The 12823-nt window shown below is 61.9% G+C and carries 11 protein-coding genes; 7 read left to right on the top strand and 4 right to left on the bottom strand.

From position 1 onward, the window contains the following. The first annotated feature begins 48 nt into the window (after window positions 1–48). The 6 genes from lspA to mutL all read left to right on the top strand — a co-directional run bounded on the left by lspA (window position 49) and on the right by mutL (window position 7614). Window positions 49–516 carry a signal peptidase II gene (gene lspA, locus MJ639_RS12415; RefSeq protein WP_243373264.1) on the top strand — a complete coding sequence of 156 codons (468 nt, stop codon included), beginning with the start codon at window positions 49–51 and terminating at the stop codon, window positions 514–516. A 76-nt stretch (window positions 517–592) separates the two neighbouring features. Further along, window positions 593–1228: a hypothetical protein gene (locus MJ639_RS12410; protein WP_243372939.1), complete on the top strand. Its 636-nt coding sequence runs from the start codon at window positions 593–595 to the stop codon at window positions 1226–1228. A gap of 218 nt (window positions 1229–1446) precedes the next feature. Further along, window positions 1447–2778, top strand: coding sequence for a M16 family metallopeptidase (locus tag MJ639_RS12405; RefSeq protein WP_243372936.1), 1332 nt, complete (start codon window positions 1447–1449; stop codon window positions 2776–2778). A gap of 26 nt (window positions 2779–2804) precedes the next feature. Further along, entirely contained in the window at window positions 2805–4082 is a 1278-nt protein-coding gene (locus MJ639_RS12400; protein ID WP_243372934.1) for a M16 family metallopeptidase, read from the top strand. Between the two features lie 155 nt (window positions 4083–4237). After that, window positions 4238–5554, top strand: coding sequence for a glucose-6-phosphate isomerase (locus MJ639_RS12395; RefSeq protein ID WP_243372932.1), 1317 nt, complete (start codon window positions 4238–4240; stop codon window positions 5552–5554). A 206-nt stretch (window positions 5555–5760) separates the two neighbouring features. Further along, window positions 5761–7614 carry a DNA mismatch repair endonuclease MutL gene (gene mutL / locus MJ639_RS12390; protein WP_243372930.1) on the top strand — a complete coding sequence of 618 codons (1854 nt, stop codon included), beginning with the start codon at window positions 5761–5763 and terminating at the stop codon, window positions 7612–7614. Window positions 7615–7954: 340 nt separating this feature from the next. On the opposite strand, the gene MJ639_RS12385 is transcribed toward mutL, so the two are convergent. After that, a complete protein-coding gene (locus tag MJ639_RS12385) occupies window positions 7955–8323 on the bottom strand; it encodes a PilZ domain-containing protein (RefSeq protein ID WP_243372928.1) in 369 nt (122 codons plus the stop codon). Window positions 8324–8489: 166 nt separating this feature from the next. On the opposite strand from MJ639_RS12385, the gene MJ639_RS12380 reads away from it, so the two are divergent. Further along, window positions 8490–8900 (top strand): OsmC family protein, encoded by a 411-nt coding sequence (locus tag MJ639_RS12380; RefSeq protein ID WP_243372926.1) that lies wholly within the window; start codon window positions 8490–8492, stop codon window positions 8898–8900. A gap of 2 nt (window positions 8901–8902) precedes the next feature. Here MJ639_RS12380 and mgrA read toward each other — a convergent pair whose 3' ends face one another. From mgrA to rsmD, 3 genes are all read right to left on the bottom strand, one after another. Then, on the bottom strand, window positions 8903–9952 hold the full coding sequence (gene mgrA, locus MJ639_RS12375) for an L-glyceraldehyde 3-phosphate reductase (protein ID WP_243372924.1): 1050 nt from the start codon (window positions 9950–9952) through the stop codon (window positions 8903–8905). Window positions 9953–10066: 114 nt separating this feature from the next. Next, window positions 10067–12145 carry a calcium-binding protein gene (locus tag MJ639_RS17845; protein WP_279306611.1) on the bottom strand — a complete coding sequence of 693 codons (2079 nt, stop codon included), beginning with the start codon at window positions 12143–12145 and terminating at the stop codon, window positions 10067–10069. Between the two features lie 111 nt (window positions 12146–12256). Beyond that, window positions 12257–12814 (bottom strand): 16S rRNA (guanine(966)-N(2))-methyltransferase RsmD, encoded by a 558-nt coding sequence (gene rsmD, locus MJ639_RS12360; RefSeq protein WP_243372922.1) that lies wholly within the window; start codon window positions 12812–12814, stop codon window positions 12257–12259. Window positions 12815–12823 lie beyond the last annotated feature (9 nt).

Here is a 12823-nt window from a genome sequence, read left to right as displayed (position 1 = left end):
CGTTCGCCCAAGGGCCGCGCCGCTCAGGCAGGCCTTTCGGCCGCTTCGATCATCGGCTTCGCGGCAGCTGTGATCACCCTGGTTCTCGATCAGGTCACGAAGATCTATGCTTTTCGGGTTCTCGACCTTCCGATCAACGAACCCCTGGTCCTGACGCCTTTCCTCAAACTCGTCGTGGTGTGGAACCGGGGGATTTCCTACGGCCTCTTCCAGCAGGACGGGGATTTGGGCCGCTGGATCCTCATCGTGTTGTCAATTCTGGCGGCTATCGGCCTGTCGGTCTGGATCCGCCGTACCAGGGCCAAGCTCCTCGGGGCTTCCCTGGGGCTCATCGTGGGCGGGGCCGTTGGGAACGTGATCGACAGGCTTTGGTACGGGGCGGTGTTCGATTTCATCCAGTTTCATATCGGGGATTGGTCCTGGTACGTATTCAACGTGGCTGATGCGGCCATCGTTGCGGGTGTAATCGGATTGCTCTATGACTCCTTCGTCCTGGAGCCGCGGCGGGGGCGCTGACCCTTAAGCTGCCTTATGTTCGCCTCAAAGAGCGATCAGGCGTTCCAGTATAAAGAGAAACAATGGTGGGTGTGCCATGAAGGGAATGAAAGTCTTTTGCCGCGCGGGAGCTCTTGCGCTCCTGTTCGCCGCTTCCTCCGCTTCGGCGCAGGAAGGCGAGGCCGTTAAGAGCCTGCTGGGCAGCATCGGCATCATCCCCAAGGAAAAAGAGCCGATCATCTATAACGAGCGCGCGCCTCTGGTGCTGCCGCCGAAGATGGACCTGCCGGCTCCCGCTCCCCAAGGCGCCGCCGAGGCCAATGCCAATTGGCCCAAGGACCCGGATCTGGCCGCCCGTCGCAAGGCTGCCATCGAGGCCAAGACGCCTTATACGAGCTCCGAGGTCTACAAGCACAACAGCGACAAGCCGCTCTCCATCGACGAGATCCGCGCCGGCCGTAATCCGAACAACCGCGTCAGGACCCCTGGTCTGGTGGGTGGTCAGGCCGAGAACAGCCGCATGACGCCGGATGAGCTTCGCTCCTTCGCGACTGACAAGAAGGCCGAACTTCAGGGCGATGGCCTGGAGCGCCGCTACCTGAGCGATCCTCCGCAGAACCTTCTCAAGGCCGCAGGTGGCATGCCCCTCAGGGCCTCTGCCGATCCTAAGCCGATGGGTGATCCGGATAGCCCGACGGCCTTCATCGAGCAGCAGCGGCGCCGTAATCAATAAGCTGCTGCCATTTTCCTTCTTCTTCAGGCGAACGGGTTACCCCCGCTTCGCCTGAATACGTTCTGGGGTATTGCAAAGCCAAGCCTGATCACGCTTTTTCGATGCCGACCATGTCGCACCGTGAAAATATCCTGCCTCGCTTGCGCACCCTCTCAATTGGACTATCCCCGTAGGGATTAACCTACGAAACGATTTTGAGCCTTTAAGGTTGAACCGTCATGAAGACTGCCTCCAAGCCCATCCTCAGAGTCGACGCCTCGTCCTTCGGGCGCACGGAAGGCGGTGGCCCCAACCTCTCTTCGTTCACCCTCGATAACGGACTCGACGTCGTCGTGATCCCGGATCACCGCGCGCCTGTCGTCACGCATATGGTGTGGTACCGCAATGGTTCGGCGGATGATCCGATCGGCCAGTCCGGCATCGCGCACTTCCTCGAACACCTCATGTTCAAGGGTACCGAGAAGCATCCCGCCGGTGAGTTCTCGAAAGTCGTTTCCGGCCTTGGCGGCCAGGAGAACGCGTTCACGTCGTTCGACTACACGGCCTATTTCCAGCGCGTCGCGCGCGAGAACCTGAAGGTCATGATGGAGTTCGAGTCGGACCGTATGACCAATCTTCTGCTCGAAGAGTCGGTGATCGGCCCCGAGCGTGACGTGGTGCTGGAAGAGCGCCGCATGCGCGTGGAGACCGATCCGTCCGCTCAGCTCTCTGAGGCCATGGCTGCTTCGCTTTTCGTGCATCACCCTTACGGCATTCCGATCATCGGCTGGATGCACGAGATCGAGACTCTCAACCGTGAGCACGCGCTCGATTACTACAAGCGTTTCTATACGCCGGAGAACGGCATTCTCGTCGTCGCGGGCGATGTCACCGCCGACGAAGTACGTCGCTTGGCGGATTCCACCTATGGCCGCATCGCGCCGCAGGGCAAGCGCCCGGTTCGCGTGCGGCCGCGCGAGCCGGAGCCCGTTGCCGCGCGCCACATCACGGTGGCCGATCCCAAGGTCGAGCAACCGACGCTGCAGCGGCTCTATCTTGTCCCGTCCTGCCGCACGGCTTCGCAGCGCGACTGCTACTCGCTCGAGCTTCTCGCGGAAGTGATCGGCGGCGGCCCGACCTCCTATCTCTACCGCAAGCTCGTCATGGAGCGTGGCATCGCGGTGAATGCCGGCGCTTGGTACATGTCTTCCGCCATGGAGGACACGCGCTTCTGCGTCTATGCGGTGCCGGCTGAAGGCGTCTCGCTTTCTCAGCTCGAAGAGGCCGTGGATCAGGTGCTCAAGACCGTCTCCGCTGAGGCTCTCGATTCCGATGCCATCGAGCGCGCCAAGACGCGTCTTGTGGCCGAGACGATCTATTCCACCGACAGCCAATCGTCGCTCGCGCGCATCTATGGCTCGGCTCTCGCCATCGGCGAGACGATCGAGGACGTGAACCGCTGGCCTGTCGAAATCGAGAGCGTGCTCAAGGAGGATCTTGCCTCCGCCGCCGAGCGCTATCTCATCGCCCGCCGTTCCGTGACGGGCTATCTGCAGAAGTCGGCATCCTGACCGCCTGCTTGAGATTAGAGGTAAAGATGACCGCTTCCATCGAAACCCTGTCCGCGTCGCCGACCAACGTGAAGGTTCTGACCTCCGCGCGCGGCGTAGAGGCATGGCATGTTGAATCCGATGTGGTGCCGCTGATTGCGGTCTCCTTCATCTTTGACGGCGGATCGGCGCATGATCCTGTCGACAAGCCGGGCGTGGCGCAGATGCTGGCGCGTTTGCTCGACGAAGGTGCGGGCGAATACGATTCAGACGCCTTCCAGGAGCGTTTGGCTGCGCGCGCCATCGAGCTCTCGTTCAACGCCGGCAACGATGCCATCGGCGGCTCGCTGAAGACGCTCGTCAAGCATGCGGACGAAGCTTTCGAATTGCTGCGTCTCGCGCTCGTCGAGCCGCGCTTCGATAACGACGCCATCGAGCGCGTGCGTGCGCAGACCATCGCGGGCCTGCGCTATCAGCAGAACGATCCGGGCGTGATGGCAACCCGCCGCTTTTTCGACGAGGGTTTTGCAGGTCACGCTTACGGACGCCCCACTTCCGGCACGCCGGAGAGCGTGGCCGCGATCACGCGCGACGATCTTATCGCCATGCATCGCACCATGATCGCACTTGGGCGCGTGAAGATCGCCGTCGTCGGCGCCATTGATGGCGATAATCTGTCGGTGCTGCTCGACAAGGTGTTCGGCGCACTGCCCGAGACAAAGCCGCTCCCCATCATTCCCCATGCCGAGCTGCAGAAGATCGGCTCGCGCATCGTGGTGGATATCGATGTGCCGCAATCGGTGATCCGTTTCGGCACGCCCGGCATCGCCTGGCGCGATCCTGGATTCATCCCGGCCTATGTGCTCAACCATATCTATGGCGGCGGCTCCTTCACGTCGCGTCTCTTCCAGGAAGTGCGCGAGAAGCGCGGTCTTGCCTATAGCGTCGGCACGTCCCTCGTGAGCTACCGCGCCGCCGCCATGACTTGGGGCTACACGGCGACCAAGAACGAGCGCGTGGTGGAATGCCTCGACGTGATCGCTGGCGAGATGGCGCGCCTCAAGGAAGAGGGCCCCTCCGACGAGGAGCTGCAAAAGGCGAAGGATTACCTGATCGGTTCCTATGCGCTCGGCTTCGACACCTCGACCAAGATCGCCCATACGCTCGCGCAGATCGCCTTCGAGGGCCTGGGCGTCGATTACATCGCCCGCCGCAACGCCCTGGTGGCTTCCGTCAGCCAGGCCGATATCCGCGATGCCGCCCAGCGCATCTTCGGCGACGGCCGGATGCTCACCGTCATCGCAGGACGGCCGACGGGACTGTGATGCGACATCCGTATCGAGCGATTGAGGAGCCCATGGGCTCCTTTTTCGTTTCTAAGACGGAATGGCCGGCCATATGGGTTTTCCCCATCCTCTAGCCGTGCCCCTCTCTCTGCCCTAAAGTTCCGCTTCTCTTCAAAACGAGTCGGAGTACCCGCATGGCCCTGCAGCAATCGATTGATCTTGCCCTGGAATCCTCGATCGGGGAGGGCGGTCTTTCGCAAGGTGCTTTCGAGGCGGCTCTCGAGGCCGTTGGACAGGCCATGAAGCGGCTGTCCGATGACGATGCGTCAGGTCGCCTGCCGCTGCTGCACATGCCCCGCACGACGGATGATCTGACCGCCGTCAAGGAAGCCGCGGCATGGCTTCGCCGGGATGCGACGGATGTGGTGTTCCTCGGCACCGGCGGCTCGAGCCTGGGCGGCCAGACGCTTGCTCAGCTCAAGGATTATGCCGTGCCTGGCGCGGGCCGCTTCACCGAGAGCCCGCGCGTCCACTTCCTTGATAATCTGGATCCTCTCACTTTCGACCACGTGCTGCACAAGCTGCCGCTGTCCTCCACGCGCTTCGTGTCGATCTCCAAATCCGGCGGCACGGGCGAGACGCTCATGCAGACCATCGCCGTGCTCTCAGCCCTCGACAAGGCAGGCCTGAAGGCGCTGCCGAAGGATACTTTCCTTGGCCTGTCCGAGCCGCGCAAAGAAGGTGGCCGCAATGCTCTTCGCGACCTCCTGGAGCCGGAGGGCGTGCGTTTCCTGGAACATCACACCGGCATCGGCGGTCGCTATTCCGTGCTCACGAATGTGGGCTTGCTGCCCGCTGCCGTGCTGGGCCTCGACATCGCGGCCATCCGCGCGGGCGCGGCGGAAGCCTATGCACCGTTCCGTGACGGCTTGGCCGCCAAGGATGCGCCCGCTGCCGTGGGTGCTGCGCTGAACGTGGCTGCAGCCCGCGAGGGCAAGGGCATTGCCGTCACCATGGCCTATGCCGACCGCCTGGAGCGCTTCACCCGCTGGTGGGTGCAGCTTTGGGCCGAAAGCATCGGCAAGGACGGCAACGGCACGCAGCCCGTGGCCGCCATCGGCCCGGTCGACCAGCACAGCCAGCTCCAGCTTTATCTCGCAGGCCCCAACGACAAGCTCTTCACGGTCATGACTACGGGCGTGGCGGGGCAGGGGCCGATGATGGACGAGAAGCTCGCCAAGCGCGCCGGCGAGCCGGGCTTCGGCGGCAAGCGCATCGGCGATCTCGTGGCGGCGCAGGGCCGCGCTACCGCCGACACCCTGGCCAAGAACAGCCGCCCCACCCGCCGTATCCATATCGAAAAGCTCGATGAGCGGGCCGTCGGCGAGTTGCTGATGCATTTCATGCTGGAGACGATCCTCACCGGCTATGCGCTCGGCGTCGATCCGTTCGACCAGCCCGCCGTGGAAGAAGGCAAGATCCTCGCCAAGCAGTACCTGGCTCAGGGCTAAAAGTTCAGCGTCATCCCGGACGGCGTCAGCCGATCCGGGACCGCGTGCCGGATAAGGCGCCATTCTCGTCCAACGATCCCGGGTTCTGCTGCGCAGCCCCGGGATGACCACGGTGGATGAGCAGGGGAATAACGTCGCGGCTTCTGGCATCGGCCGCGTTCGATCCCTATTTTAAGCCTTCCCGAATCCCTGTTCAGAAGCGCCTCATGCTTGTCCGCCGCCTCGATCCCATTCTCGTCGACCGCATCGCCGCGGGCGAGGTTGTCGAGCGCCCGGCTGCTGCCGTGAAGGAGCTCGTCGAGAACGCCGTCGATGCGGGTGCCTCATCCATCGAGATCACGGTGGAAGCGGGCGGACGCCGCCTGATCCGCATCATCGACGATGGCCAGGGTATGACGCCTGACGACCTGGAGCTCGCCGTCGAACGGCACGCGACCTCCAAGATTCCCGACGGCGATCTTTTCTCGATCAACACGCTGGGTTTCCGGGGCGAGGCGCTGCCCTCCATCGGCGCGGTGGCGCGTCTTGCGATCACCACGCGCACAGCGGATGCCGAGACCGGCTCCATGATCGTGGTCGAGGCCGGTGTGAAGCATCCCGTGCGGCCCGCTTCCGCTCCCAAGGGCACGCGCGTCGAAGTGACGGATCTTTTCGCCGCCACACCCGCGCGCCTGAAATTCCTGAAGAGCGACCGTTCCGAAGCACAGGCCGTGGCGGAGATCGTGAAGCGCCTCGCCATCGCGCATCCGACCGTGCGCTTCACTCTTTCGGGTGAGCACATCACTGCCTTCACCTATCCGCCAGAAGAGCCCGGCGAGCATGGTTTCCTGCGCCGTCTCTCGCGCGTGCTCGGCTCCGACTTCCACGAGAACGCCATGTCCATCGGCGTCGAGCGCGAAGGCGTGCGGCTCACGGGTTTTGCGAGCCTGCCCACCTATCATCGCGGCACGTCGACTTCGATCCATTTCGTGGTGAATGGGCGTCCCGTGCGCGACAAGCTCCTGCTCGGCGCTGTGCGCGGCGCCTATGCGGACGTGATGGCCTCCGACCGCCATCCGGTGCTCGCCATGATGATCGATCTCGATCCGCGCGCGGTGGACGTGAACGTGCATCCGGCGAAAACGGAAGTGCGTTTCCGCGATCCTGCTTTCATGCGCGGCTTCGTGGTGGCTGGGATCAAGGAAGCGATCAACCGCTTCGGCATGCGCGCGTCATCGACTGTGGGCACGCGCACGCTGGAGAGCCTGCGCCCGCAAGGTGCGCTGCCTTCGCACGGGTCTTACGGTCATCATCGTCCTTCCATCATCCGTCCATCGAGCGGCTTCGCCAATTGGCAGGCGCCGCTCGATCCTGCTCCGCAATCGTATGCGCCTGCATCCGGCCTTGCGGAGGCGCAGGCGCATCTGCCTGATCTCGCGATGCCTTCCGCCGACAGCCGCGCGACACTGACCGATGTCGCGCCGGAAATGGAGGCCGCGCCCCTCGGCGCAGCGCGCGCGCAGGTGCATGGTACCTACATTGTCGCGCAGACGCAGGACGGCATCGTCATCGTCGATCAGCATGCGGCGCACGAGCGTCTCGTTTATGAGCGACTGAAGCGCGAGCGCGCCTCGTCCGGCATCGGGCGTCAGTTGCTGCTCATCCCCGAGGTGGTCGATCTCGATCCCGTCGATGCAGATCGCGTGCTCGCGGAAGCCTCCATGCTGGAAGGCCTCGGCCTCGTCGTCGAACCCTTCGGCCACGGTGCGCTGCTCGTGCGGGAGGTGCCGTCGGCGCTCGCAGGCGGAAGTATCAAGGAACTGGTGCAGGATGTGGCCGATGCGCTTGCCGAATGGGGGCAGGGCGCCACCAATCCGCTGGAGGAACGTCTCGACGCCGTTCTCTCGCGCATGTCCTGCCACGGCTCGATCCGCGCAGGCCGCCGTATGCGGCCGGAGGAGATGAATGCGCTGCTGCGTGAGATGGAGGCGACGCCGCTTTCCGGGCAGTGCAACCACGGACGGCCCACTTATGTGGAGCTAAAGCTCACCGATATCGAGAGGCTGTTCGGGCGGCGGTGAGGTTGTGGAGGCGTCCTGTTAGCCCAGGCACTGGCAGGCGAGGAAGCTGGTAAGTCCCATTCCGAGCAGGAAGAACGGGAACCACGTTGGGCAGCAACTTGGCTCGTCGAGTTCCATTCTTCCCTCCTTGCCCATTCCTCATCGTGAGGAATTAGTCCCGCTCTATGCGTCAAACCCGGTTCCAGTTCGCCGGAAGATCTCCGTCTGGAATTCTCAAGTCTTGAAGCGGTGACCAGTACGATCATCCGTCGATACTTAATAATATTGCAGTTAAAGGAAGCGTCAATCCCACTTGAGGGCTAAGCCGGCGGCCTTGCCTCACTGCCTATTCCAAGGGATTTCACGACTTGGCGGCGCGTATGGGGCTGTAAGAACAGGGCACAGGATTGCGCTCGATCTCGACGCGGGTTCTCTCGGGATCGGCCGTTGCTTCGGGTTCGGATCGTGTAATAAACGCGACGCCGATCATCCCGTCCTGACGCCAGCACAGCCGCGCGCGATGAACCTGCAATTCATGAGCCGCAATGAAGAGATCGAAATCGTCGGGAACATGGTAGCGGCTGTCGAGGCTGATCCTTGCGCCGCCGGTGGAGATGTCCTCCACCATGCAGGTAATCATGATATCGGGATATACTACGATCTTCGCGACATGATGGGCGCGAAAGCGCCGCGATTGACGGCGATCGTCGATAGGATTGGGCAAGCCCATCGTCCCGATCCCTTCATGAAGAAGATGGCGCTCCTTGAGTTAAGCCGATGCCCGGAACTCACTCAAACATTCTGAGGAGGTAACCAGGAAGTCCGGAAATGGTTCGGCTTCCGGCACTGGCGCAGGAAATGGGATCGGAGCACATTCAGGCGGCAGGAGGTGCTCCATGACGGCCATGACAGTGAGCTTGCGCGGCATTCCGGAAACGGAAGCATGTCTTGGATGGGCGGGCACTCATTCCATTGTCGTTGACCGCCCGGAGGGAAGGGCAGGCGGCAAGGGACGCGGCTTCAATGGCGGACAGTTGCTCGCGCTAGCAATCGGCGGATGCTTCTGCAACGATCTCTATTACGTCGCGTACGAGATGGGCATCACGTTGACGCATGTGGCGGTTGACGTGACGGTGGCCTTCGACGGCAATCCACTCCGTGCAACATCCGCCGACGTCCGTATTGCCGTCGAAGCCGCCGATGAGAGCGCCGACATCGATGCTCTCATTCGTAAGGCGCAGGAAACATCCACGGTGAGCAATTCCATCTCGCGTGGCGTTCCCGTCAATGTCTCATCGCATCGCTGATTTTACTTTCCGCGCGATGGTCCCTGGCGTTCCGACGATTGCGCCCAGATGTTGAGACCGCCTTCTCCAGCATAGCGATCGATCTCGGCAAGTTCCTCCGTGGTGAAAGAGAGGTTCTTCAATGCGCCGACGCAATCCGTCACCTGCTCGGGCCTGCTCGCGCCGATGAGTGCGGAGGTGACGCGCCCGCCGCGCAGCACCCAGGCGAGCGCCATCTGCGCCAGCGTCTGCCCGCGTCGTTGCGCGATGTCGTTGAGGCTGCGGATACGAGCGATGTTCTCCTCGCTCAGGAACGTCTTCTGCAGCGACTTGCCTTGAGCCGCGCGGCTCTCATCAGGAATGCCGCCGAGATATTTCGTCGTCAGCATGCCCTGCGCCAGCGGCGAGAACACGATGGAACCCATGGCTAAATCATCCAGCGTGTCGAGAAGCCCATCCTCCTCGACCCAGCGGTTGAGCATGGAATAGCTCGGCTGGTGAATGATGCAGGGCGTCTTGAGCTCGCGCAGAATGGCGACAGCCTCGCGCGTGCGCTTGCTGTTGTAGGAGGAGAGGCCGACATAAAGCGCCTTTCCCTGTCGCACGGTGGTATCGAGTGCCATCATCGTCTCTTCCAGAGGTGTCTCCGGATCGAAGCGATGCGAATAGAAGATATCGACATAATCGATGCCCATACGCTTGAGGCTCTGGTCCAGGCTCGAGAGAAGATACTTCCGGCTGCCCCATTCGCCGTAAGGCCCCGGCCACATGCGGTACCCAGCCTTGGTGGAAATCACGAGCTCGTCGCGCAATCCATGAAACTCGCTGCGCAAGATCTCGCCGAACAATGTCTCCGCCGATCCGGGAGGCGGGCCGTAATTGTTGGCGAGATCGAAATGCGTGATGCCGAGGTCGAAGGCCGTTCGGCAAATTTCCCGCGCCATCGCAGCGGACTTGTCCTCGCCGAAATTGTGCCAGAGTCCCAGCGAGATCGCGGGCAGCTTCAGGCCGCTCCGACCGCAGCGGTTGTAGATCATCTCATCGTAGCGCGTGGCGGCGGGCTGATAGGCCATTTGCTTTCTCCAGAAGTGCTTTGCGTGGCAGGCTGGCACAGGATGGATAGCTGTGTCGAGAGATGCATGTGTCCAGTCTCACAGGCTCTGCACGCTGTAAGTGTCCCGTGTCGCTCAGACGACGAAGAAATCCGCGTAGGTCAGCTTCAGGCCCTTGTTGAGGGCCGCGATCTTGATCTGTGCAGCGGAGCCTGTTCCGTCCTTGTCGTAATAGAGAGCACCGGTCTTGCTGTCGTAGATGATGCGGTCTTCCTGATCCTGCGCGCGCGGGCCTTTGACGAACATGTCCGACTTGAACTTCACGCCCGTGGGCGTGCCTTTGCCGAGCTTGGTGAAGACGCTGTTCTCCAACCGGAACGAGTCATAAACCGGGTTGAAGTCGTAGATGCGGTCCACATTGTATGTCTTGTTCGGTGCCGTGTTGAACACGAAGGTGTCCTTGCCGGATCCTCCGTAAAGCCTGTCGTTGCCTGCGCCACCATAGATCGTATCGTTTCCGCCTTGGCCCTTCAGGGTATTGTTGCCTGCATGGCCACGGATTTCATTGGCGATGTTGGATCCTGTCAGGCTGGCCGGAGTTCTGGTCGATAGGCCTGAGAGTTTGAGAACTTCGATCTGCGCATTTGCCGCCAAGGTGTGGCTTGTCTTGACGACGACCGTATCCCAACCTCCGTTGACAGCTTCCTCCACATAATCTCTCGCTTTGATGATGTAGGTATCATTGCCGCGGCCGCCCTTCAGGCGCGCGGCGCCGTTGCCGTAGAAAACATCATTGTAGGAAGAGCCGATCAGGCCTTCGATGTTGCGATAGACGTCCCCCGCCGCATCGCCTCCGATGCCGCTGTAAAGAGTTGCCGTGATGCCCTTCTTCGCACTGGCAAAGGACACGTAATCGATGCCGCCTGCGCCATTGAGAATGTCGGCACCCGCGCTGCCACTGAAGATGTCGTTGAACCCTGTGCCGATATAGTGATCCTTGCCCGATGTTCCCGTCAGCGAAACCGCTTCCTCGCGCGGATCGACGATCTGGATGCCATTCGACATCAATGCGGTGATGCGTCCGTCCGCCATCAGGGACAGGCCCTTGAGGGAAACGAGGCTCCCTGTCGTGGACGTGCTGACGAGCAGCTTTTCGCTGACCAATGCGCCTGCCGCGTCATAAACGGCCAGACGAACTTCCGATGTGTTGGTCATGGCATTCGTGACGACCTGAGAAGCCAGGGCAAAGCCGCCATTGGGAAGGGCTACCACATACGGCGTTCCTGTTAACTCAGCCTCATTGACGGTTGCGTAGAACGACAAAGGCTCCGTGGCCTTCTCGCCGTCGGAATCGTAGATTTGATACCTGACCGTGACGAGGGGCTCCGCACCGCTCGGACCAATCCCTCCCGCCTCCGTCCATGTCACAACGAAGCCGCCGCCTTTGAGGGCAGTGATCTCCATCGACGTCATTCCAACGTCCGCGACGACAGGAATCGTCACTTCTTTCAGAATAACAGGATTGCCGCTCGCAGACGGGTCCAGCACATAAATCTTGTTCTCGGTTGCGCTGGCACGAAACGCAGCAACCACTTTGCCGTCGGCCAACATTGCGAGATCGGCGATGGAGCCGAAGCCCGTATTGTCTGTGGTGGCGATCGTTGGGCCGAGTTCCAACGGATCGGAGAGAGTTCCGTCGGGATGCCAAACGCGCAGAAAAGCCTTGCCGTCCAGGCTCCGATACGTGGTGATGATGCGCCCATCGGCGAGGCCGATGGCGTCATCTCCCTTGTAGTGTCCATTCAGACCCTGGGGAGCGCTTCCAAGACCGGCAACAGAGATGGGCTTTCCGATGGGCGTCAGGTCGCTCCCGTAAATTCCCATCCATGCTCCGCGATGTCCGGGAGCATTGCTCACAATCGACCATGTCAGGACAATGCGTCCGTCCGGAAGCCCTGTCGCAAAAGGGCTGCTCGATATGGCTGTCAGGGGAGTGTCGTAAAAGGGAGGGCCGTAATCCAGCGAGCCGATGATCTTCTCTTCCTTGAGCGAGCCATCGGCATTGTAGATCCAGGCTCTCAGCTTGGCGTTCGGCGTCGCTGCTTCCGTCTTGCCGAGGACCAGGAAATTGCCGTTGCTGAGCGTCGTCACGCTCATATCGCTGACGCCTCCAGGCAGAGCGATCTGAGATCCCCAGAGAAACGGCTGAGACATGGTGGCCCCCGCTAGGTCGAACGGTGATGCAATGATGCGTGGGCGCAATTTATAGAAATCTGACGTTAGGACAACCTTCTTGCGAGCTTGGAGCACGCAAAAGTTGCGGCCTTATCCTCTGAACCGCCCGAACACCACTTTCGTCTCGCCGTAGTCGCGTCGCTCGATCTCTTCGAAGCCTTCAGGCAGCGTGACATCGACGCCTTGCGCCTCCTCCACGATCACGAGTGCATCGGGCGTGAGCCATCCGCCTTCCGCACAGGAGCGCAGTGCCTTCGGCGCGAGATCCTTGCCGTAGGGTGGGTCGCAGAACACGACGGAGAAGGGTGCGTTGGGGGCAGCGTCACCCATGCGCGTGGCGTCACGTCGGAAGAGGCGGGTTGCGCCGCCGACGCCCAGCGTCTCGATATTCTCGCGGATGATACCGCGCGCCTGCGCGCCATCGTCGACGAGGAGCGCGAAGGCTGCGCCGCGCGAAAGCGCTTCGAGCCCCAACGCGCCGGTGCCCGCGAACAGATCGAGCACGCGCGCGCCCTCGATGGGGTCGTCATAGCCGTGCTGGAGAATGTTGAAGATCGTCTCGCGCAGGCGATCCGAGGTCGGGCGAATGGCGTCCGAGCTCGGCCCCTTGAGCGAGCGGCCGCGCCAGCGCCCGCCCACAATTCTCATCGTTCAATC

The organism is Microvirga solisilvae (assembly GCF_022808595.1).
Classification (GTDB): Bacteria; Pseudomonadota; Alphaproteobacteria; order Rhizobiales; family Beijerinckiaceae; genus Microvirga; species Microvirga solisilvae.
Note: the sequence above shows the minus strand (reverse complement) of the source record. Positions and strands in the feature narration are given on the sequence as shown.

Bases quoted from the DNA above. Each gene is read 5' to 3' on its own strand.
- MJ639_RS12410 (WP_243372939.1), top strand. From the start codon at position 593: ATGAAGGGAATGAAAGTCTTTTGCCGCGCGGGAGCTCTTGCGCTCCTG.
- MJ639_RS12405 (WP_243372936.1), top strand. From the start codon at position 1,447: ATGAAGACTGCCTCCAAGCCCATCCTCAGAGTCGACGCCTCGTCCTTC.
- MJ639_RS12400 (WP_243372934.1), top strand. From the start codon at position 2,805: ATGACCGCTTCCATCGAAACCCTGTCCGCGTCGCCGACCAACGTGAAG.
- MJ639_RS12395 (WP_243372932.1), top strand. From the start codon at position 4,238: ATGGCCCTGCAGCAATCGATTGATCTTGCCCTGGAATCCTCGATCGGG.
- mutL (WP_243372930.1), top strand. From the start codon at position 5,761: ATGCTTGTCCGCCGCCTCGATCCCATTCTCGTCGACCGCATCGCCGCG.
- MJ639_RS12385 (WP_243372928.1), bottom strand. From the start codon at position 8,323: ATGGGCTTGCCCAATCCTATCGACGATCGCCGTCAATCGCGGCGCTTT.
- MJ639_RS12380 (WP_243372926.1), top strand. From the start codon at position 8,490: ATGACGGCCATGACAGTGAGCTTGCGCGGCATTCCGGAAACGGAAGCA.
- mgrA (WP_243372924.1), bottom strand. From the start codon at position 9,952: ATGGCCTATCAGCCCGCCGCCACGCGCTACGATGAGATGATCTACAAC.
- MJ639_RS17845 (WP_279306611.1), bottom strand. From the start codon at position 12,145: ATGTCTCAGCCGTTTCTCTGGGGATCTCAGATCGCTCTGCCTGGAGGC.
- rsmD (WP_243372922.1), bottom strand. From the start codon at position 12,814: ATGAGAATTGTGGGCGGGCGCTGGCGCGGCCGCTCGCTCAAGGGGCCG.